Here is a 23,456-nt window from a genome sequence, read left to right on the forward strand (position 1 = left end):
ACAATGGCTGTATCAATGCTCTCTGTGCTGATACGGGTAAAAGCATCATCCAGAGTTTTGCCCCTAGCATAGTCAGCCCTAAGCTGTTCACTTCTGGAACAACCAAGCTCAATCCAACCTGTGGGTTATGCTTTTTCAATGCCATCGCGATATTCGCACTGGCTTGAAGCAGTGTTAAAGAACCTGCAGATGTACCCGAAATAATCAGTGGTTTTTTCGCATTAAGCAAAATATTAGCAACATCGGCTATATCAGCATGACTTTTATCGGTACGAATACCCTGAATATACTCAGCAATACCAAAGGCTAAATGTGCTTGCTCTTCTGGGTGTGCAAAGCATGTCATTTGGGCAATATCATCCAAACGGCTAGGTTCTATGCCGGTAATGATCACCGGATTCAGTGCTGTTTGGCCAATATGCTGAATAGCAGCCGTTTGCCATGCATCAACACGCAAACTGGCTGCCATTTCACGGCCTTTACCTTTCGCAGCCTGACGCACAGCCAGCGCAATACGCGGGGCTGTTTGAGTGATATCTTCACCTAATATCAATACTGCATCGTACTCTTCAATATCACGCAATGAAGGCAGCGTAACATTAGCCTGCGTTAATATATCCAATACACACTGTTGGCGCTCCCACTGCTCTTTATCTACAGCGGCATAAAAATTATCGGCACCCACCAACTCTTTTAATGCAAAGTTACTCTCTATACTAGCTCTTGCCGAACCAATGCCGATAATGTGTTGAGCATGGCGTAAAGTATCAGCAGCTAAATTTAATGCATGTTCTTGTGTGATAGAAACAAAGCCACCCTCTGTTTTTAACAATGGTTGTAAAGGGCGATCTTTTGCATTCACAAAACCATACCCAAAACGCCCACGATCACAGAGGAAATAGTGGTTTACAATGCCGTTATAGCGGTTTTCTATACGACGTAATTCGCCATAACGCTCACCAGGGCTAATATTGCAGCCAACGCTACAGTGTTGACAGATGCTCGGGGCAAATTGCATATCCCATTTACGGTTATAACGTTGCGAATGCGTTTGATCAGTAAAGACACCCGTTGGACAGACTTCAACAAGGTTTCCAGAAAACTCGCTCTCTAATGCGCCATCTTCTACACGACCAAAATAGACATTATCATGCGCGCCATATACACCTAGATCCGTGCCTCCAGCATAGTCTTTGTAATAGCGAACACAGCGATAACAGGCGATACAGCGATTCATTTCATGTGCAATAAACGAACCTAAATTCTGGTTTTTATGTGTTCGTTTGGTAAAGCGGTAACGCCGCTCGGTATGCTGTGTCATCACAGTCATATCTTGTAAATGACATGCTCCCCCCTCTTCACACACTGGGCAGTCATGTGGATGATTGAGCATGAGCCATTCGACAACGTTTTTACGAAACGCTTTTGCTTCATCGTCATCAATTGAAATATAAGTGCCATCTGCTGCCGGCGTCATACAGGACATCACCAAACGGCCACGTTTATCATCGGCATTTTGATACTGTTTTACTGCGCACTGACGACATGCACCCACACTTCCTAATGCCGGATGCCAGCAGAAATAAGGAATATCTAAACCCAATGAGAGGCATGCTTGCAGCAAATTATCTGCACCATTGACCTCGAAATCCTTTCCATCAATGTGAATCGTAGCCATACCTAGCAATCTTATTTTATGCCCGATACTACAGGCGGGTTATTGATGTGTTGGGAGTCACTCTCTTCATGCAGAGATATTTGTACTCACAATTCCTTTTTATGACTTTATTTTGAGTATTGATCTATCTACTACTACCATCGCTCTTTGAGTAGATTAGGCTGAATTCCGGCCAGTGTACGCAGTGATGTGAGTTCGGCACTGTTAATACCGGCTTCGAACTCAGCCCTGAAATATTTAATCGCACTTTGTAACGGCTCTACTGCACCTGGTGCGTGAGCACAAAATGTTTTTCCAGGGCCTAAAAATTGGCAAAGCTGTTCAAGGGTTTCAATATCACCCGCTTGCCCTTGTTTTGTTTCAAGTGCTTGTAAAATTTTAACGCTCCACGGCAGACCATCACGACAAGGTGTACACCAGCCACATGATTCACGGGCAAAGAATATCTCTAAATTTTTAACCAGTGAAACCATGTTAATGCTGTCATCAACGGCCATGGCTAATCCTGTGCCTAAACGACTACCCGCTTTGGCAATAGAGTCAAAATCCATCGGTAAATCAAGGTGCTCATCAAGCAGAAAATCGGTTCCTGCACCACCCGGTTGCCAGGCTTTAAATGTATAACCCTCTAGCATGCCGCCAGCATACTCTTCGAGTAATTCTCTGGCAGTCGTACCAAAAGGAACTTCCCACACACCAGGGCGTTTAACTCGGCCAGAAAAGCCCATTAATTTGGTGCCGCTATCTGTGCTTTTACCTTGCGATAAACCTTTATACCAGTCAGCGCCATAATGAATAATGTAGGGAATATTGTTGAGTGTTTCGACATTATTCACACAGGTTGGTTTTCCCCATACTCCGGCAATTGCAGGAAACGGCGGTTTGGCACGTGGGTTGGCGCGTCGGCCTTCAAGTGAGTTAATAAGAGCGGTCTCTTCACCGCAAATATAACGCCCTGCACCAGTATGAACATACAGATCAAAACTAAATCCAGAGCCAAGAATATTACTTCCTAAAAAACCAGCCGTTTTCGCTTCATCTATAGCGCGCTGCAAACTCTCTGCTGCTTCAATATATTCACCGCGCAGGAAAATATAGCCGCGATAAGTACCAAGCGCATAAGCAGCTAAAATCATACCTTCAACGAGCTGATGGGGTAATTGCTCCATCAACAGGCGATCTTTGTAGGTGCCCGGCTCCATTTCATCGGCGTTACACAACAGATATTTACGATCAAACTTAGGATCTGTTGGCATTAAGCTCCACTTTACGCCGGTAGAGAACCCTGCACCACCACGTCCACGCAAGCCTGCATCTTTTACGCACGCAGTGACCTCTGCAGGCTGCATAGTGGTTAATGCTTTGATTACCGCAGCATAGCCCTCTTTTTTCTTATATTCATCAAGCCATACCGGTTGTAAATCAGGACGAATGCGCCACGTCAAAGGGTGTGTATCTGCGGACAATATGCTCATAAATATTGCTCCAACAAATTATCGATCTTCTCTGGCGTTAAGTGGCTATGGGTATCGTCATCAATCATCAGGGTTGGGCCTTTATCACAGTTACCTAAGCAACAAACCGGTAATAAAGTAAAACGTTGATCAGCAGTAGTTTGCCCTAGTTTTACCCCTAGCTTTCGCTCTAACTTATGCTGAATACTCTGATAACCCGTGATATAACACACTACGCTATCGCATAAACGAATCACATGTCGACCCACTGGTTGACGAAAAATCTGGCTATAAAATGTCGCTACACCCTCTACATCACTTGCGGGGATTTTTAATATCTCGGCAATGGCGTAAATGGCCTCATCAGATACCCAGCCATAATGCTTTTGCACCCGTTTTAACGCATCTATTGACGCGGCTCGTGGGTCTTCATAGTGTGCCATTTCATGTTCAATGGCCGCTTTAACTTCGAAAGGAAGTTCAAATGCTGTTGCGTTGTCTTTGTTGTGATTATCCATAATCAACGATCCACATCTGACATAACAAAATCGATACTGCCTAAATAGACAATAAGATCAGAGACCAGACTTCCACGAATAACACTGGGAATTTGCTGTAAATGCGCAAAACTTGGGGTACGAATACGAGTGCGATAACTCATGGTGCTGCCATCACTGGTCAGGTAATAGCTGTTTGCCCCTTTTGTTGCTTCAATCATCTGGAATGATTCATTAGCTGGCATTATTGGCCCCCATGACACTTGCAGGAAGTGGTTTATCAGGGTTTCAATATGCTGTAATGCCCGCTCTTTTGGCGGTGGCGTAGTCAGTGGATGATCCGCTTTATAAGGCCCTTGAGGCATATTATTTAAACACTGGGTAATAATACGCAGGCTTTGCCGAATCTCTTCAACTCTGACTAATGCACGATCATAAGCATCACCGTTATTGCCGGTAGGCACATCAAAATCAAAGTTTTGATAACCGGAATAAGGACGCCATTTCCGAATATCAAAATTAAAGCCGGTAGCGCGCAAACCTGCACCGGTCACACCCCAGTCAAGTGCCTGTTGGGTGTTATACGCAGCAACACCGATAGTCCGGCCCTTTAAGATGCTGTTTTTCAGCGCAGCAGTAACATAACTTTCTAAGCGATTCGGTAACCAATCTAAGAACTCACGTACCAGATGCTGCCAACCTTGCGGCAAATCATGTGCTACACCACCAATACGAAACCATGCTGGATGCATTCTTGCCCCAGTAATAGCTTCAATAATATTGTAAATACGCTGCCGATCAGAGAAAGCAAAGAACACCGGAGTCATCGCACCGACATCTTGAATATAGGTGCCCAAAAAGAGCAAATGACTGTTAATACGGAAGAGCTCTGACAGCATCACACGAATAACGTCAACACGTTCAGGCACATTAATACCGGCCAATTTTTCGACAGCCAAAACATAAGGCAGGTTATTCATCACGCCACCGAGATATTCCACACGATCGGTATACGGAATATAACTATGCCATGATTGACGCTCACCCATTTTTTCTGCGCCACGGTGGTGATAGCCGATATCAGGAACACAATCGACAATCTCTTCACCGTCTAGCTGTAATACGATACGAAATGCACCGTGTGCAGAGGGATGGTTGGGGCCAAGGTTTAGAAACATGTAGTCTTCATTGTCTGTGCCCTTGTTCATCCCCCAAGCTTCCGGTTTAAACCGTAGAGCTTCCTGTTCTAAATCTTGTTTGGCAATATCCAATGAAAAAGGATCAAACTCAGTGGCTCGTGCAGGAAAATCTTTACGCAGTGGATGCCCCTCCCAAGATTGTGGCATCATGATGCGGGTTAAATGAGGGTGGCCAGAAAAAGTGATGCCATAAAGATCCCAGACTTCACGCTCATACCAGTTAGCATTAGCAAAAATAGGCGTAATACTTGGCAGCACTAAATCATGTTCATTGAGTGCAATTTTAATCAAAATATCACGGTTACGCTCAACCGAGAGCAGATGATAAAAGACGGTAAAATCTTGTGCAGCAATGTGTTCACGATGCGTACGCAAGCGTTCATCTACACCGTGCAAGTCATACAGCATGACATAAGGTTTGACGACTGTTTTCAAAAATACCAGTACTTCTGTCAGCAGTGGTTTGCGTAGCCAGATAACGGGCATACCCGTTTTAGTGGGCTGCAATACAAAAGCATCACTGCCAAAACGGGTTGCCAATTCAGCAAGAATTGGATCATGCTGATGATCAGAAGAGGGCCAACCTTGTGTTGACAGTTCAGGAGTCTGTAGTGTTGTTGTCATTTTAAACGCAACTCCTGCTCATCACACTTCATCGGGAGTACGCAGGTTTTTTACCTGAATACGCTCATTACGTTTCACATCACGCTCTGCAGGCATTTGCGCACGATAAACGCCTTGATCACCAACCACCCAAGAGAGCGGACGACGCTCTTTACCGATAGATTCTTGCAATAACATGAGTGCTTGCAAAAATGCTTCCGGCCGTGGCGGGCAGCCTGGGATGTACACATCAACTGGCAGAAATTTATCTACGCCTTGTACGACTGAGTAGATATCGTACATACCACCCGAATTGGCACACGCCCCCATTGAGATCACCCATTTAGGTTCAAGCATTTGCTCATATAAACGCTGAATCACCGGTGCCATTTTGATAAAACATGTACCCGCGACGACCATAAAATCAGCTTGCCGTGGCGATGCACGAATCACTTCTGAACCAAAACGTGCGACATCATGTGGAGATGTGAAGGCGGTAGTCATCTCAACATAACAACAAGACAAACCAAAGTTATAGGGCCAGAGGGAGTTTTTACGCCCCCAATTCACTGTTGAATGAAGTACATCTTCGAGCTTGCCCATAAAAATATTACGGTCAATCTCTTGTTGCAAAGGATCATCAACCGTCTCAGTTTTACCCATAGGATACTGTTCGGGTAATGCATCTGGATCAATTCGGGTAAGCGTGTACTTCATGTGGACAATCCTTGTTTCACGACTTGGTGGCAACATTCTTATTGGCATTAATGGCACGTTTAGAGCGTTCGGGTGTCCAGTCAAGTGCACCAATTCGCACTAAGTAAACCAACCCCATTAACAGTACGACGATAAAGACAGAGGCTTCAATTAAGCCCAGCCAACCACTTTCACGCACTGATACGGCCCATGCAAAAAGAAACAGAGCTTCGACGTCGAAAATAACAAACATCATAGCCACGAGATAAAATTTGGCAGAAAAACGCAGGCGGGCATTACCGACAGAATCAACACCGGATTCAAACGGTTGGTTTTTAGAGCGACCCCAAGCTTTACCGCCCAACAATGAGGCAGTACCGACCATGAAAGCGCATAAGCCGAGTATCGCAAAAACGAATACGGCAAAAGACCAATGATGAGCAATGACTTCCGATGTCATCGTCTTACCCTCAATACCTAATAGATTAGCGTTAGGTTGAACAGTGCGTAATGGCAGGAACAAGCACTTCAACGGGTAAAGTTTATTTATATATAGCAACAAATAGCATCATAACAAATGCAATTTATTTATATAAACTTCACACGTTTTTTACACTAAGAAATAGCAATATGTCAATTGAATTAAGGTACTACTGTGCATTTTGAGAAGCTCACTCACATTTAAAATGAATGCCTATTTCTTTGTATTTACAGTCTATTTCTATATAACATGTCACGATCAGGTTATTCATTGAGCCTGATTACAATAAAGGTTTGCAACAAAATACGGATATTAGAATTTATGTGATATTTATCACTTTTTATGGTGCAAGGGATGAGGAGGCGTGAGTATATAAATTACCATGTTAATATACAGGCATGAGATTTAGTGTTAAGCAAACCAGTAAGAGTAAGAAGAGTAGGCAAAAAAGAGAGATGCTTAAATAACATTACGCTGTATGTGCAGTTTATAAATTTGACTAATACATGCCAGATCCAATCTAGAACTCTTACTTATCTTCTTTAAGTTTAATTAATTATATTCTAAAAATTATTTAATCACTGCTGTGGTACGGTGAATATGCAATTAATGTTGTTATTTTATTTGCTATATTCAATACAACTTTTTTAGTAAAACTGAGTTTAATGAGACCGAAAGGCAAGCGTTAATTGGCGGAAGGTCACAGGAGTTGAACCTGCCCAGGACTGCTGGCAGCCCTAACTGGATTTGAAGCCCAGCCGCCTCACCGGAAACGACGACCTTCCATGCCTCTAACATTTTCAATTATAAAGAAATTTATGGATAAAGTCAGCTATTAAGTAATAGGTTATCGGTACAGTGCCTAAAATTAATGTGCTGATGAAGAATTCATATCCGTCTCAGTAAACATGCTATGATCCCGTATAATATGGCTGTTTCCCCGCCGACGAGTGAACCCGCTGCGGTCAAAATACTCTAAAATCTGAATCGCGAGTTTTCGGCCAATATGAATATGATCACGAAAATCAGCGGCACATACTGAACCTTGCGTAGCGTGTAAAGTGCGAATTAATGCAGCATATTGAAACAGTTGCTCGCGCAGACAGTAACGGTCAGGCACAATCGCAGTGGTTAAACCGGCTTTTGCAGTATGCTGTAATAGTTGCCGAAGTGTGTTCTCTTCCCACTGAATATCTCCTTTCCCTTGACAGTATTGGCTATTTTCTAACTCTAGGTTTTGCTCAGTTACGGCATTTTGCTGTATAGCTGTTTGCAGTTGTGTAGCCAGATCACGCACCCAGCTAACCCCCGCAGAGTGCAATATTGGGTGGATATATTGCCATTGTTGTTGCTGCTCTTGACTCAGTTCAATTCGGTGTTCTGGTAGATGTAACCACCCTTGCGTTACTGTGACCTGATCTTGTTGTTGCAGTATTTTTATCAGGCTCTGAAACAGTGCTGGATCTAATAAAGGGTATGTCATGCGTTGTAGCCGTGAACGGCTGATACCCTGTTGATCGGGGTTTTGCTGGTGAAAATCAGCCAGTACCCTACATAACTGTTGCATTAAATCTTGTGCATAATCTGTACTGATAATGCTGTTTCCTGCTGATATTAGGCTGTTTTGTTCAAGCAGTGTGTTGAGTGTTTGTGGTGTAAGCTGCCTTGCCCACGAAAATTGCGGTAGGTTGATACTGCCCTGCTGTAAACGTGCTTTTACTATACGCTGATCAAAGGCAATTTCTTGTGCACAGTGCTGCCAAAATGCCAAATTTGATGTATGGCGTTTACCCCGCTTAGGTGGGGTGAGATCAATAACCGTTGCCTGACCTAAGGTGTAGCGTGCGCTGATATCTCGCAAAATAAGACGATCTTTTTCTGCTAGATACAGCGGTGTATCAAGACGCAATTCAGCAAGAGGGAAGGTACTGTGGTGATCGGTCAGCAAAGAGATACGGCCGGTAATATGGCTGGCAGCATGGTACAGATGCAGAGGTTGCCAGTGGGTAAAAGTATGCTGCTGATCTAAACTGACAATAACACGATCACTGGCATCGCCAACCGGTGCTTGTGCCAGCAACCAGTCTCCGCGCGTGATATTGTGCGGATCAGCGCCGCGCAAGTTCAGCGCGACTCGTTGCCCCGCTTGGGCCTGAGATACGGCCTGATTTTGTGCATGTAGGCTACGCACAGAAACCTGACCGGTTTTACCGGTCAACCAGAGGGTGTCACCCACTGCAACCTGACCAGACAAGGCCGTTCCGGTAACAACGGTGCCTGCGCCTTTTACGGTAAAAACACGATCAATAGCCAATCTAAAGCGGTGGGAGTATGTTTTAACAGAAGGTTTCAACTGTTGCAGATGCTGTTTGAGGGCATCAAGCCCCTGCTGCTGTGTGGCCGCCGTGATAAAACACGGGGCATGTTGCCAACCGTATTCTGACAATAACTCAGTCACCGCAAGACGCACCTGCTGTTGACGGGCAGTATTAACACGATCAGCTTTGGTCAATACCACGCTAAGTGATTGCAATCCGCTAAGGTGCAAAAGTTGCAGGTGTTCACGGGTTTGCAGCATGATGCCGTCATCACAGGCGACCAGTAATAGAGCATGATCAATGCCGCCAATACCTGCCAGCATATTGGCCAGAAATTTTTCATGTCCGGGTACATCAATAAAACCAATAACCTGCCCGTCGGGCTGTGGCCAGTAGGCGTAGCCAAGATCAATAGTCATTCCCCGTTGCTTCTCTTCCGGTAGCCGATCTGCATTGATTCCGGTAATTGCATGTAGCAGGGTAGTTTTACCGTGATCAACGTGTCCGGCAGTGGCGATCAGCATGGGGGTTTTACTCCGTGTTATTTTTTCAGATAACCTGTTTATGAATAGGTAGATTCTGGTGCATCAGTTAGCGTTTAATGCAATGGGGATTAACCCAACGCTCTGTTATCCAAATGGACTGGCAGTGCGTGTAAACCAGATAAAATGCTAGGATGAGTCAACATTGCCAGCAGTTCAGCTTCATATTCTGGCTCTGCACAACGTAAATCAAGCCACAGATGGCCTTCCTGAATCCGGCCGATTACGGGTGTCGGTAATTTGCGCCACAGTTCGCACAATGTATGTAAGAGTGCGCCACGCTGGTTATGGGGTGTGAAGGTAACAGCCCAGCTTGGCAGACGATCTAATGGCAGTGAACCGCTGCCTATTTGCGATGCACAGCGTTGAATATCCACTTTAAAATCATTTAGATAGTGTGCTTGCAATGGCGCATGTAAATCGCGGGCACAGGTGTGGATATCACTCTGAGTACGGGTGAGCAGACGCAATGAAGGCAACTTTTGCGCCAGCAATTCAGGTTGTTGATATAAGCGAAGAGTGGCTTCAAGGGCAGCGAGGGTCATTTTATCAGCCCGTAACGCGCGTTTTAGTGGATGCTGCTGGAGTTTTTCTATCCACTTTCGTTTACCGATAATAATACCGGCTTGTGGCCCACCAAGCAGTTTGTCCCCCGAAAAAGTGACCAGATCAATACCCTGCTGAATCAATGTTTGTGGCATAGGTTCTGCGGGCAGACCATAATCCTGCATATTGGTCAGTGAACCGCTGCCCAGATCCACGGCAGTAAGCAACTGATGTTGCTGCCCTAATTCAGCTAACTGCTCGTGACTGACTTCTGCCGTAAAGCCCTGAATACTGTAGTTACTGGCATGCACTTTCATTAGCAAACCGGTCTGTTCATTAATGGCGGCTTGGTAATCTTTCAGGTGTGTGCGGTTGGTTGCACCCACTTCGTGCAACTGGCAGCCAGCTTGCCGCATTACGTCAGGAATGCGAAACGCACCGCCAATTTCAACCAGTTCACCGCGAGAGACTATCACCTCTTTTCCTGCCGCGACACTGGCCAGCAACAGCAAGACTGCGGCGGCATTGTTGTTGACGATACAGGCATCTTCAGCACCAGTGAGTTCACATAACAGACGGGCAATAGCCTGATCACGGTGTCCGCGTGTGGCGTTATCCAGATCAAACTCTAGCGCGGCTGGGCGGCGCATCACCTGAGTCACAGCCTCTATTGCACTTTCAGCCAGTAACGCGCGCCCCAAGTTGGTATGCAACACGGTTCCGGTTAAATTAAAAACCGGAATGGGGGCACAAGGGACACGGATAAGTTCGGTATTTAGGGCATCTACCCAATTATTGTGCCATTCAGGTAATGCAGCATGCTGCTTGATATACTCACGCGCCTGCTGTTGCAAATTGCGCAGCTTTCCTGCAATAAAACTCTGCCCATTTTCACTGACTAATGCGCGGATCTCCGGCTGGCGTAACAGTTGCTCAATAGCCGGAATTTGCCGGTATAAGCCCGAAAGTGGTAAGCAAGAGGATCTGTTGGCAGTGTCAGAGAAGGTGCTCATCCATAAGTCCGTTATGATTTAAAATGGCAAGAGGAGTCTAATTACAGAGAATATCTCTATTTATCACACATATATAACATAATATCGCGTAAAAATGATTAAATAGGGATAAATACAATTGTCATTATTCAATAGTTATTATGATTACCCGTTATCCTAATGAATGTGTGTGGCTTACCGTTAATCAGCAACAACGGGTATTTTCAATATTCAATGGTGTGGCAGAGTATCTTCTGTAAATTGACACCCTTGCCACACCGTGATTGAGGCTGTTATTGATTCGCTATTTTATTGCAGCAAGGCTATTCACCCTGAGGAAATACCAACGGATTTAAACTGCTACGAATAAACCCCTCTTCTTCCATTTTTGCATCCAAAAATAGCGAAGCTAAATCATCGGCCACTGCTTCACTGTGAGGGTCTTTTTCCTGATAAAGCAATTTGAGATAACTGCCACACTCACCACAACTTTCAGCTTTAATGGCGGCGTGTTCACTGTCAAGTGACCAGTAATCGAGCTTGCCTGTCAGTTCGCACTGGCTACATTTTACCCGTACAACATGCCACTCTGACTCACACAGAGCACAGTGCAGATAGCGCAAACCTTGTGCCGTGCCCAGTTGAATAACACCGGAAACCGGTACACTCTGACATACAGGACAACACTGGCGTTGTTCGCCATATTCTGCAATGGCATGTTTTGGTAACTCTGCGGCCAGTTGCACCCAATATAGGGATAACGCAGCCCATAAAAACGGTGCTTTATCACTGCCTACCAAAGCAAAATCGTAATGCAGCAGTGCATCGGCGTACTGCTCTAATTCTGTGGCAGAGGCTTTTTCTAGGCTGTCTAATACGCTCGAAATGGGTTCGTGCATATCGGGCCGTAACTCGGCAATGATGGCATGCAATAACTGATGCCAATGCGTTGAGCGAACCTGTGTTTTTACTGCCAAAGGGGGTGTTGAATCTAACGCGGCATTCTCTCTCACCCATTGGCGCTCGCGTTGAGGTAACGGATGATCATGCTGCGCATGATGTTGGGCCTGCGCAAGTTGCGCGGCAAAATTCAGGTACTCTGCAAATGGGTGCTGTTGTGCCAACGTGGTCATGCGCGCAGAACGGTGTTGATACAGGGTTTTGATATTGGCGAAAAGTAACGGCGGGATAGCCCCCGCCGTGTTGTTTTTTCTGCCATCAGCATCCAATTTTTCTTTTGGAACGATGCGGATACTCATGAAAAATTACTGCCTTGGTTTATCGCTATTGGCGAGGTTTTTTTGTTGTGATTCACGAAACCAGCGTGGGTGATGCTTCTTCGCCCAGCCTGCGGTAACCCAACCTTCAACCATCGCGGTGATTGTGCCTTTGATCCACAATGCAGCATAAACGTGGATCATAATGACCAACATCAGCCCAACAGCCGCAACGGAATGCAACAACAGTGCAATGCGAATGAGCGGAATAGGAAACGCAGGGGCAAAATACGGTCGCCAGATCACAATACCACTGAGCAGCAATAGCATCAGGCTGACAATCGCCAGCCAAAATACGCATTTTTGCCCAAAGTTATAGCGGCCGGTATCCCCCATTTCATGGTTCATGGCAATACGGTGAATATTCTTGGCCCAGATCAGATCTTCACGGTTGATCAGGTTGTGCCGCCAGTAACGTATAAACATGAAACTGAAGGCGACAAACATGATGACACCGGTGAAAGGGTGCAAAATCCTCGCTAATTGCGGTGTGCCAAAAATACCCATCAGCCAGTTAAACGAGGGAAACAGAAAGCCCAACCCACTGATTCCCGCCAGCATAAAGCAGAAGGCGACAATCCAGTGATTGATCCGCTCCGGCGCACTGTAACGCTGGATAAGACGCTGCTGACTCATTGTTTGCCTCCTTTATCCTGATCCTGCGAACAGTGCTGCTCTTGAGTAGGCGAATCAGTGGCCGGCTGAGTGCCCGCTTCGGTTGAGTTGCTGTTTGCATCCTCTTCCTCATCCTGACTAACTCTGTTTGGCCCCACGCCCACATAGTGGAACAAGCTGGCTGCAAAGGTTGCCGCAAAGCCGATGGCAGCCAACGGTTTCCAGACACTCTTCCAAAACCGGATGGTGTCACTCACATGTGGATCTTTTGGCAGGCCGTGGTAAAGATCGGGCTTATCGGCATGGTGCAGCACATACATGACATGTGTTCCGCCAACGCCTTGCGGATCGTACAGGCCCGCATTGGCAAAGCCGCGCGTTTTCAGCTCGGCAACTCGCGTTTCGGCCAACTGCAACATATCCTCTTTTGAGCCAAAATGGATAGCACCGGTCGGACAGGTTTTCACACATGCAGGCTCTTGGCCGACATTAACGCGATCAGAACATAAGGTGCATTTGTAAGCTCGGTTATCCTGTTCGTTAATCCGCGGAATATTGAACGGGCAACCGGAGATACAGTAACCGCAGCCGATACACTGTTCTGACTGAAAATCAACAATACCGTTACGGTATTGAATGATTGCCCCCTCTGACGGGCAGGCTTTCAGGCAACCCGGATCACTACAGTGCATGCAGCCATCTTTGCGGATCAGCCACTCTAGCTTACCGTTCTCTTCGGTTTCGCTAAAGCGCATCAGTGTCCATGTTTTGGCCGACAAATCGGCCGGATTATCATAGACCCCGACATTGCTGCCGATTTCATCACGTAAGTCATTCCACTCTGAACACCCCACCTGACAGGCTTTACAGCCGATACAGGTGGTGACATCAATCAGCTTGGCTACTTCAATTTTGTAATCGCGCGTTTGCGGCGGCGGCGTCAGCGACGAGGTGGCTGAACGGCGAATGATGTCTTGTGATTGCATTGACATAATTGACTCCGTTATACCTTCTCGACGTTAACTAAAAATGCCTTGAACTCCGGTGTCTGGCTGTTCGCATCGCCGACAAACGGTGTTAGGGTATTGGCCAAAAAGCCTTTTTTCGCTACCCCTTCAAAGCCCCAGTGGATAGGAATACCGATGGTGTATACCGTTTGGCCGTTTACGGTCAGCGGTTTTATCCGCTTGGTAACAACCGCTTTGGCCTTGATATAACCACGCTGGCTAGATACTTTCACCGTATCACCATGCGCAATGCCCTTTTCAGCAGCCAGCACATCACTGATCTCGATAAACTGTTCGGGCTGAATAATGGCGTTCAGGCGCGAATGTTTGGTCCAGTAGTGGAAGTGCTCGGTTAGCCGATAAGTTGTTCCCACATAGGGAAACTCGGTGTGAGAGCCTAACTGCGCCTGATCTTCTTTGAAGATCCGCGCTGCTGGGTTCGAGATCACCGAAGCATGCATCGGGTTAGTACCAATAGGGGTTTCAAACGGCTCATAGTGTTCTGGGAATGGGCCTTCAGCCATTTTATCGAGTGCGAATAAACGCCCCAAGCCTTCCGGCTGCATGATAAATGGCCCTGCGTTGCTGTCAGGCCCTGCATCGGTTTTGAAATCAGGCACATCAATACCGCTCCAGATCTCGCCATTCCAGCCAATCAGTTTGCGCTTTGGATCCCACGGTTGTCCGGCTGGATTTGCTGATGCGCGGTTATACAAGATCCGCCGATTGACTGGCCACGCCCACGCCCAACCTAAGGTGTTGCCAAGCCCTGATGGATCGGCATTATCTCGCCGTGCCATCTGGTTTCCTTCCGCTGTCCAACTTCCGGCAAAGATCCAGCACGCACTGGCGGTAGAGCCGTCATCTTTTAACTGGGCAAACGTTGAAAGTTGCTCACCTTTTTTCAGTTTGATTTTGGTAGGATCACGGCTATCAAACTGATCGGCTAAGGTTTTCCCGTTCAGCTCTTTCGCCAGCTCTTCAGGGCTTGGCGATTCCGGTTGCAGATAGTTCCAGCTTAAAGCATGGATCGGCTCGGCATATGCGCCGCCCTCTTTGGCATACAACTCTTTGAGCTTTAAGAAGATCCCCGCAATAATCTCTTGATCGCCGCGAGCTTCACCTGGCGCATCCGCCCCTTTCCAGTGCCATTGTAACCAACGGCCAGAGTTAACAATTGCGCCATCTTCTTCGGCAAAACAGGTAGACGGCAGGCGGAACACTTCCGTCTGAATGGCCGCAGTATCAACCGCGTTCATTTCGCCGTGATTTTGCCAGAATGTAGATGTTTCAGTGACCAGCGGATCAATGGTGACCAAAAACTTGAGCTTGCTCAGGTTAGCAACCACTTTATTTTTATCAGGGAAAGAGGCAACGGGATTAAAACCCTGACAAATATAGCCGTTTACTTTGTTCTGCCCCATTAAGGTGAAGTATTGCAGAACATCGTAGCCTTTATCCCACTTAGGTAACCAATCATAGCCCCAGTTATTCTCAGGCGTGGCACTGTTTCCCCAGAACGATTTCATCAGTGAGATGAAGAAGGTTGGATAATTAGCCCAGTAGTTCACCTGCCCTGTACGCAGCAGTTTAGGTGTATTTTTGGCTAAATAAGTGGCGAGATCTGTCTCTTTTTCTGATGGTAGGCTCAGATAACCGGGCAAGCTTTGTGATAACAGCCCAACATCAGTCAAACCCTGAATATTAGAGTGGCCACGCAGTGCGTTAACGCCACCGCCTGCCATGCCCATATTCCCAAGCAACAACTGAACCATCGCCATGGTACGGATATTCTGTGAGCCGACAGAGTGCTGTGTCCAGCCCAAAGCATATAAAAACGAGGTGGTTTTATCCGGCGCACTGGTCTGAGCAATATAGTCGCAGACCGTTAGGAATGCCTCTTTCGGTGTACCACAGATATTCTCAACCACATCAGGGGTATAGCGGCTGACATGCTGTTTAAGCAGATTCCAGACACAACGCGGATGGGTGAGTGTCGGGTCTTCCAGTGCATAACCATCAGCGCCAAGCTGGTAATTCCAGCTGGTTTTATCATAGCGCCGTTTTTCGGCATCGTAGCCGGAAAACAGGCCATCATTAAAAGCGTAGTCATCCCGCACCAGCAGGCTGGCGTTGGTATAGGCGCGCACGTACTCCATGTTGACCTTGTTTTCGGTCAGCAGGTGTAAAATTAGCCCTGATAGGAAGACAATATCCGTACCCGGTCGGATAGGGGCATAGTAGTCAGCAACCGAAGCCGTGCGAGTAAAGCGAGGATCAATCACCAGAAGTTTGGCATTATTTTTGGTTTTAGCTTCCATCACCCAGCGGAAACCGACAGGATGCGCTTCTGCTGCATTCCCGCCCATCACCACAATCAGGTTGGCATTTTTAATGTCAACCCAGTGGTTTGTCATCGCACCTCGACCAAATGTTGGGGCAAGACTTGCCACCGTTGGTCCGTGTCAGACACGCGCTTGGTTATCGACCGCTAACATTCCTAATGAACGCACCACTTTTTGCGTTATCCAGCCCGTTTCGTTACTGGCCGCCGATGCACACAGCATACCAGTACTTAACCAACGGTTTACGGTAACGCCCTGCTCATTGGTGGTTTCAAAATGGCTATCACGATCATCTTTCATTAAACGGGCAATGCGGCTAAAAGCGTCATCCCAACTGATACGCTGCCATTTATCAGAGCCCGGTGCGCGATATTGCGGGTATTTTAGGCGGTTCTCACTGTGGACAAAATCCACCAGCCCTGCCCCTTTCGGGCACAATGCACCTCGGTTGACCGGATGATCGGGATCACCCTCGATATGAAAAATTTCGGCTTTCGCGTTTTTCGCGCCATCACCTAAGCTGTAGAGTAAAATTCCACAGCCGACTGAACAGTATGTGCAGGTGTTGCGAGTCTCTTTTGCCCGCATCAGTTTATAACTGCGAACATCGGCCAGCGCAGTTGCGGGGGCGAACCCCAGTGCAGCCAATGTTGTTCCTGCCATACCGCCAGCACAGACTTTAAAAAACTGTCTTCTGCTGACCTGCATGGTCATCTCCTTGATCACTTTGATCACATTTGCTTTGTATTTTAAGTGCTCTGAAACACGTCTGTCTTAACGCATACCCGTAGGGGTGGTGTGGATAATAGCGTATTCATAACAATTCTGTCGATTTTCGGCATAAAAACCTGTGCTAAAACACACGTAAAATACAAATTACACTTAGGTAAATGCCTTATTTTCACATTGCAATCACATCAAATACATCTGCACACATAAGCTAATCAGCCATATTGTTAATACGCTTAACACCTTTTTGGGGATACAAAATAGAATGTGAAAAACTGAAAAACAGAAGGGGGAATGGCTGGCATAAAACATAATAAAAGGAAGAGAACAGAAAACAGCATTAACCGAAAAAGGCCGATAAACGAATGCTTCGTTACCGGCCTTTATACTCGTTTTCTCAATAACTACCGTTACTTCACTGCTGTACCGTTCGAATTCAGTGAATGATAAAGCATATACAGGTGTGCGGCGCTCCAACTGAAATTGGTCGCCCCCTGCATTGCACCGGTTTCCGGATTGTAATTTTCACGAATTGGCCCGTTTCCAGTCATGCCTTCAGCGTGGGAAAATACATTGGCAGCCAGATGATTTGCTTCCTTGGTATAGCCATAATTATTCAACCCTTGAATGCCAAAATAGACCTGATCAATCCATACTCGACCACGCCAGTAGATATCTTTATCGTAAGCTGGGTTAGTTTTTGCGGCCGTTGGCAAAGGAACTAACGTATTAAATTCATTACTGTTTAGCATTACGCTCGCAACCTGCTCGGCTTGCGGTTGTGTTGCAACGCCAGCCCATAATGGCGACCAGCCTTCTGGCCCACGGCCACGTGCTGTTAGCAGCGTGCCGACACACCCGTTAGCATCAGGGCGGTCTTGCCCACTGATCTGGCGATCGTAATAAAAGCCCGAATCAGCATCAAACATGCATTGGTTGATGTAATTTTGCAGTTTTACCGCATCCTGCCGATAGGTTTTTGCTTGCTGTGGTTGCTGTAATATTTCGGCCATTTGTGCCAACAATTGCTTCTCTTTATACAGATAGGCATTTTGTTCAACAGACTCCTGATTGATAGAGAAGCCAACTAGTTGACCTTGTTGATCACGGTTTTCAAAGAACCTTACCTGCCAGTCGGCACGGGCGCGCTTTGTATCCCCCTGATAGTGTTTGTCTGCATACGCCTGCAGTTGGGTAGCGGAGATAAAACCAAACCGTGCCGCGTTATCCATACCCGATTCCCAGCCCGCACCGTGCTGCGCTTCAATATTCATATCGGTATAGTTGCCAGATGCCAGCGCACGCTCGTAATTCGCCATGCCGCTGCACGCATACCAGTTGGTTTTACCGGTTTCCATCATCGGGCTGCATGATTTGGTCAATGTGCGATCTGTCGATTGGATCTCAAATTTGATGTTACCGTTAGCATCATTGTGGATCGGGTGATTGGTTGCACCATATTCAACGATGCCATTACCATTGTGATCACGGTTGCTAAACCACCAATCATGGTAAGCCTGTAATTTCGGGTACATTTCAGCCAGCCATGCGTTATCTTGGGTAGTGGTATAGACCTCCCACACAGCCCAAGCTGCCAACGCTGGCTTGGTGTTACGCTCATTCCAGTTTCCACCGTCACCACCGCGCTCGCCATCTTGGTTGTAGAATACCGCATCAATAACCATACCAGCATCGTATGGGCGCAGTGTATCGTCAGATTGAATCTGGTAATCAAACATGGCCCGAATATTATTTTTTGCCAACGCCGGATTGATGTGTGCCAATGCATACGCCTGCTTCCAGGTATCCCATGCCCACACGCCGTTAAACCAGTGATCGGTGACTGACGGTGTCACACCATCGTGCTTGAGCATTCCAGCCGCACTGCGCCAGTTACCGTGCAGTGTTTCCATCGCTTTTACTGCTACATGTGTTTGATCTTTGCTGGCATTGGCATTGTTTAGCCCCTGCTGCAAATACCCTTCCCAACGTTTTGCTGAATCATCAAGCGCGGTTTGTCCATGTTGCAAAAACTGGGTAACTTTATTGGCTTCGGCCTGTTTTTCCGCGTTGGTATGGGTATAGCTGTGCGTGGTGAAAACGGTTTGCTGATTTTGCGGCGCAATGGTGATTACTGCAGATGTGGCCTGATAATTGAGCCCCTCACTCTTACTCTCAACCGGAATAGAGCGTTGAATTTGGTAAGTAGACTCCCCGCTCATCATCAAATTCCACATTTCGCGGATCTTACCAAAGCGGTACTCAACCCCTTGTGATGATGCAATCTGCATACGCTGCCAGTCAGGATATTTTTCTGCCAGTGAAAGCTGCTCATTCCACTGGTCATTAAGCCCACCACGCCAAATTAGCTGTACAGTTTGCGTAGCCTGACTGCGGTTTTCCAGTGTGGTTTTCACCAGTGCAGTACGGTTGCTGACAAAACGAAGCTCTAAATTCAGCGCAAAATCGGCAAACTGGTAGCGTTGTAACAGCATGCCGGGGTACGAGGTAAGGGTCACATCTGCTGAACTCAGATCGTAATACTGACCAGAAGCGGTGTTAAGAATGCTCAGTTGCTCTAATTCACGGGCGATAAAAGCCCCATACTCTTCGGCCACCAGCATTGGGCCCGTAAAACCACCGTAATCGCGGCTATCAGCTGGCAGTAAAAAACCATGCCAACTGCCCATATCCAACAACGGGTTAAATTTTTGATTTTTATAACTATCAAACAATTGCAGTGCTGCCGGAGAACCCTGCCGATCAATCACATTCGGGTGTTGCTGTGCAAGGGATACAGGTGCAACTGCCGATGACATACTGCAACCGGATAACAGTGCAGCAAGGGATAACGCAAGGTAAGAACGCTGAAAGGTGATTACGGACATGCAATAACTCTCCGAAAAGACATGGCATTACTGATAAGGCCATGAATATCTTTATCTATTTATTGGTTTTGATATCAACGGGAGAGGATTGTAGGTGAATATAAAATTCACACCGTGAAATATATCGCAATGTCATGTAATGCGTGTTTTCGATTACAGTAGATGTTAGATACATATCATTTATTAAAGATTATTAGCTCTTATCGAGTGATAAAAAACAAAACCCTTAGAGAAAAAATCACATTGATGTAACAGTGAAAACAAAAAAACGTGATTAACTTCAATTTAACTCTACACTTTAATGCAATCATCATACTTTTTTTGCCATGCCGTATTACATAACATCATATGCAACTTGTGTTGCAGTGGTATGTGGTTTTAGTCGTGATCTTTATTGATATTAAATAAACGGCTGTTCGCACAAAATAAATTTAACTTATTGTCATGTTTATCCCACCGTAAATTACTGTATGCTCAGTTAATTATAGTGTTACCGGAGTATGAGCATGTTGCAAATAACCATTTCCGATCAACGCAAAGATGTTGATGATGAACGGGTATATCAATTTCTTGCTGAACAGAGTAGTTGGGCTCGTCGCATTCCACGAGAAACGCTACTACATGGCCTTGATCACTCACTGTGTTTTAGTGCGCTCAAAGGTGATGAGCTAGTCGGGTTCTGCCGTGTTATTTCAGATTATGCTACGTTTGCTTATCTGTGCGATGTGTTTGTACTGGAGGAATTTCGGGGTCAGGGCATTGCTGGAACAATGCTAGAAACGGTAATGGCACACCCAGATTTACAAGGTTTGCGCCGTTTTGTGTTGACCACAGCAGAGGCTCATGCGTTGTACAATAAATACGGTTTTGAACCGCTGCCCCGCCCACAGGTGTATATGGAAATTAATGATCCGAATATCTATAAAAAAGGGGATTAATCTCCCCTATTTTCATGCACTTTCATGCGGTTTAAGGTGCATTTATACGATTTAAAGTACCCGTTACGACTGTTCTGATAGCCAAATCGCAACGGCTTTACGGGATACTTTAATTCCGCCTTGTTGCAAATTTTCTGGTAAGGCGTAATAGGCAATTGGCTGCTTAAAACGGCTGATTTGTGGCATTAGCCACTGGGCAATTTCCGTAAACAAGGTGTTGTTATGGCTATTTAACTGTAACACCGCAACAGGGCGCTGCCCAAATTCACAATCAGGTACGGGCAGCACAAAAGCCTGCATGACTTGCGGATGCTGGGCAAGTATCCGCTCTATCTCTTCAGGCTGAATATTTTCGCCACCACTGATAAACATGTTGTCTAAACGGCCTAAAATCCGCAGCTCTTGGTTTTCCCAACAACCCCGATCACGCGTCGCAAACCAGCCTTGCGGGTTAGTCAGTGGCTCAATAGTTCCCTCACGCCAGTAACCCAATGCCAGTGGTTCACCTTTAACCCAAATCTCACCATGCTCTAGATGCAACATACGGCGCGGTAAACACTGCCCTACACCGGGCAAGCTGTCGGCGCGTTTTGCGCTGACTGTCGAGGCCATTTCGGTCATCCCATAGCCGCACCAGCAAGCAATACCGACGCGTTCGGCCTGTGTGGTGAGATCAACGGGGATCATCGCTCCGCCCAGCAACACTTCACGCAATACCGGTTTCACTGCCGGCTTATCATGCTGCGCGCGCTGGTTGAGCAGGCGATAAAGCTGTGTCGGCACTAACGATGCATGCGTGCAACCATGTAGCGCGTGCGACAGATCACGCGTATCACGTAGAACTAACCGAGCACCACGCAGTAACCAGCGCCAGACAATGCCCTGACCCGAAACATGAAATAACGGCAAGCTCAGAAGCCAGCTATCTGCGGCAGTAAAATGCATCAACTGCAATAAACCGTCGGCACTGGCCAAATGGTTAGCCACCGAGTGCACCACGCCTTTGGGCAGGCCGCTTGAACCGGAAGTCAGGGTAACTGTAGCCGGTCGCGATGGCTGCCACGGTGCGCGGCACTCAGGTTGATAATCACAAGCATTTTGCCGATTATGTTGTGCCAGATTATCGGTATCCACCGTACAAGAGGCGTGGCAAGTCTGAAGATCTACCCCTTGTAGCTCAGAGTATTGCGGATCAAACAACAGGCCAACATCCAACTTTTGCACAAGCTCTGCTCGCTGAAGCTCTGGCAATTGCGGATTCAGCGGCAAAACTCGCGCACCGAGCTGAATGACGGCCAGATAATCGAGCAATAACGCAGAGCTATTGCGGCCTAGCAGTGCTACGCCGGTTCCGGCAGAGACTCCGCGCGCAGCCAGATGCCGCGCGCGAAGATCAATCTCTATTGCCAATTGCTGCCATGTCAGCGCGCCCTGTTCGGTGATCAGCGCCGTTTGGGCCGCACGCTGCTCTGCCCATATCCGCCACGGATAATCACTTAACGCTGCCAAAGACATTCCAACTGGCCTTGGCTGATTATCGGTAATGTACTATTTGGCCATGGGCGCAACACTTGTGCTTTCATCATATTTAAGGTGTCTAAACCCGGCTGAGTGTTAGGTGTCAACCATGCGGCGACCCGCGCCAATTGAGTCAGCCCAAGGCTAGATTCAATGCTTGAGCTGATAACTGCCGTTAAACCTTGCTCATGCGCCTGAGTGACCAAGGCTTGGCAACGTTGCAAGCTGCCGACCAGTGTTGGTTTAATCACAATTGCTGTAACACCCTCTTCGGCTTTGACTACAAAGTCGGGGTCACGTACCGTTTCATCCCACGCAATATTGATGCCGGTATACTGGGCATAAGCCAGACTCTCTTGCGGCGTTTTGCACGGCTCTTCCAGAAATAAGATCCGCGCACGGTAATCTGGGTTTACATATTTTGCAAAGCCATCAGCTTTTGCGCGCGTCCACGCGCGGTTGGCATCCAAACGCAGCGTTAAATCGGGCAGCGCCTCAAGCAACATGTTGACTATCATGCCATCACGCACCGACTCATACAGACCCACTTTTACCTTCGCAATCTTCTCTCCGGGCATGGCATTCAGCGTGGCAAACAGCTCATCGGGATCACCAGAGCAGAGCGGTACGGTACGAAAATCACCCTGCACAGGCAGTTCACCGGAAAGTTCAGCCTCTGCACAGCTCACACCAAAAGCCACCGACGGCCATTGTGGTTCTTCAGGTTGCTCACCAGCCTGCCAGCGAGTTAGCCAGCACAGTACATCAGCCTGAGCTTGTTCAAGCGTCTCTTCGCTGAAATACGGCAACGGGGCAATTTCCCCCCAACCTTGTTTATCACCTTGTTGCAGATGAATAATCAGGCCTTCACGGGTTTTTAACGGACGGTTACGCAGGCCAATTCCTGCCTCCATCGGCAGGCTATAGCGGTACAGAGCGGCAGTTTTCATGGTGGTATTCGCTAATCCATTATGCTGGTGGCACAGACTTTTATTCTGCGGGAAGCAGGCTCAAGCGTGCGGTTATCAAAGGGTGCGATGATATTTGTTGTCACTGCTACTGTTTTTTATTGTTGCAACCCTAACTGCATGCTGCCGCTATTTCAGTGATAGCGGCAGCGTGCGGTATTAACA

Annotated in this window: 15 protein-coding genes, 1 tRNA gene and 1 pseudogene; 1 reads left to right on the top strand and 16 read right to left on the bottom strand. The window is 47.0% G+C overall.

All coding sequences use genetic code 11. The annotated features are described in order from the left end of the window. The 14 genes and pseudogenes from nuoG to ygjK form a co-directional block, all read right to left on the bottom strand. Window positions 1-1,678: NADH-quinone oxidoreductase subunit NuoG (gene nuoG / locus ACRC53_RS09675; RefSeq protein ID WP_438643235.1), on the bottom strand; the 1,678-nt coding region annotated here is incomplete at its 3' end. Between the two features lie 134 nt (window positions 1,679-1,812). Further along, complete coding sequence (nuoF, locus tag ACRC53_RS09680) at window positions 1,813-3,153, bottom strand: NADH-quinone oxidoreductase subunit NuoF (protein WP_438643236.1); 1,341 nt, start codon at window positions 3,151-3,153, stop codon at window positions 1,813-1,815. Next, the gene (gene nuoE / locus ACRC53_RS09685) at window positions 3,150-3,650 is read right to left on the bottom strand and encodes an NADH-quinone oxidoreductase subunit NuoE (protein WP_438643237.1); all 501 of its coding nucleotides are present in this window, start codon (window positions 3,648-3,650) and stop codon (window positions 3,150-3,152) included. Before nuoE ends, nuoF begins: the two co-directional genes overlap by 4 nt. A gap of 2 nt (window positions 3,651-3,652) precedes the next feature. After that, window positions 3,653-5,452, bottom strand: a complete 1,800-nt coding sequence (gene nuoC / locus ACRC53_RS09690) for an NADH-quinone oxidoreductase subunit C/D (protein WP_438643238.1) — start codon at window positions 5,450-5,452, stop codon at window positions 3,653-3,655. A 21-nt stretch (window positions 5,453-5,473) separates the two neighbouring features. After that, entirely contained in the window at window positions 5,474-6,148 is a 675-nt protein-coding gene (locus ACRC53_RS09695) for a NuoB/complex I 20 kDa subunit family protein (RefSeq protein WP_438643239.1), read from the bottom strand. A 16-nt stretch (window positions 6,149-6,164) separates the two neighbouring features. Then, complete coding sequence (locus ACRC53_RS09700) at window positions 6,165-6,587, bottom strand: NADH-quinone oxidoreductase subunit A (protein ID WP_438623113.1); 423 nt, start codon at window positions 6,585-6,587, stop codon at window positions 6,165-6,167. A gap of 711 nt (window positions 6,588-7,298) precedes the next feature. After that, a tRNA-Sec gene (locus ACRC53_RS09705) sits at window positions 7,299-7,393 on the bottom strand. Between the two features lie 83 nt (window positions 7,394-7,476). Beyond that, window positions 7,477-9,450: a selenocysteine-specific translation elongation factor gene (selB, locus tag ACRC53_RS09710; protein WP_438643240.1), complete on the bottom strand. Its 1,974-nt coding sequence runs from the start codon at window positions 9,448-9,450 to the stop codon at window positions 7,477-7,479. A 158-nt stretch (window positions 9,451-9,608) separates the two neighbouring features. Continuing rightward, window positions 9,609-11,027 (bottom strand): annotated as a pseudogene (gene selA, locus ACRC53_RS09715) (L-seryl-tRNA(Sec) selenium transferase); the annotation flags it as partial. 302 nt (window positions 11,028-11,329) lie between these two features. Further along, the gene (gene fdhE / locus ACRC53_RS09720; RefSeq protein WP_438643241.1) at window positions 11,330-12,265 is read right to left on the bottom strand and encodes a formate dehydrogenase accessory protein FdhE; all 936 of its coding nucleotides are present in this window, start codon (window positions 12,263-12,265) and stop codon (window positions 11,330-11,332) included. A 6-nt stretch (window positions 12,266-12,271) separates the two neighbouring features. Continuing rightward, entirely contained in the window at window positions 12,272-12,919 is a 648-nt protein-coding gene (gene fdoI, locus ACRC53_RS09725; RefSeq protein WP_438631369.1) for a formate dehydrogenase cytochrome b556 subunit, read from the bottom strand. Then, window positions 12,916-13,890, bottom strand: coding sequence for a formate dehydrogenase subunit beta (gene fdxH, locus ACRC53_RS09730; RefSeq protein ID WP_438643242.1), 975 nt, complete (start codon window positions 13,888-13,890; stop codon window positions 12,916-12,918). The genes fdoI and fdxH overlap by 4 nt, the downstream gene beginning before the upstream one ends. Before the next feature lie 11 nt (window positions 13,891-13,901). Continuing rightward, entirely contained in the window at window positions 13,902-16,958 is a 3,057-nt protein-coding gene (fdnG, locus tag ACRC53_RS09735; RefSeq protein WP_438643243.1) for a formate dehydrogenase-N subunit alpha, read from the bottom strand. Window positions 16,959-17,389: 431 nt separating this feature from the next. Continuing rightward, complete coding sequence (gene ygjK / locus ACRC53_RS09740) at window positions 17,390-19,867, bottom strand: alpha-glucosidase (protein WP_438643244.1); 2,478 nt, start codon at window positions 19,865-19,867, stop codon at window positions 17,390-17,392. A gap of 506 nt (window positions 19,868-20,373) precedes the next feature. On the opposite strand from ygjK, the gene ACRC53_RS09745 reads away from it, so the two are divergent. Continuing rightward, the gene (locus tag ACRC53_RS09745; RefSeq protein WP_438643245.1) at window positions 20,374-20,805 is read left to right on the top strand and encodes a GNAT family N-acetyltransferase; all 432 of its coding nucleotides are present in this window, start codon (window positions 20,374-20,376) and stop codon (window positions 20,803-20,805) included. A 63-nt stretch (window positions 20,806-20,868) separates the two neighbouring features. Here ACRC53_RS09745 and menE read toward each other — a convergent pair whose 3' ends face one another. Both menE and menC read right to left on the bottom strand, forming a co-directional pair. Further along, window positions 20,869-22,320 (bottom strand): o-succinylbenzoate--CoA ligase, encoded by a 1,452-nt coding sequence (menE, locus tag ACRC53_RS09750; RefSeq protein WP_438643246.1) that lies wholly within the window; start codon window positions 22,318-22,320, stop codon window positions 20,869-20,871. Next, the gene (menC, locus tag ACRC53_RS09755) at window positions 22,302-23,273 is read right to left on the bottom strand and encodes an o-succinylbenzoate synthase (protein WP_438643247.1); all 972 of its coding nucleotides are present in this window, start codon (window positions 23,271-23,273) and stop codon (window positions 22,302-22,304) included. Before menC ends, menE begins: the two co-directional genes overlap by 19 nt. Between the last annotated feature and the right edge of the window lie 183 nt (window positions 23,274-23,456).

Origin of the sequence: Plesiomonas sp. (genome assembly GCF_051652165.1) — a bacterium.
GTDB lineage: Bacteria > Pseudomonadota > Gammaproteobacteria > Enterobacterales > CAMTGL01 > Plesiomonas.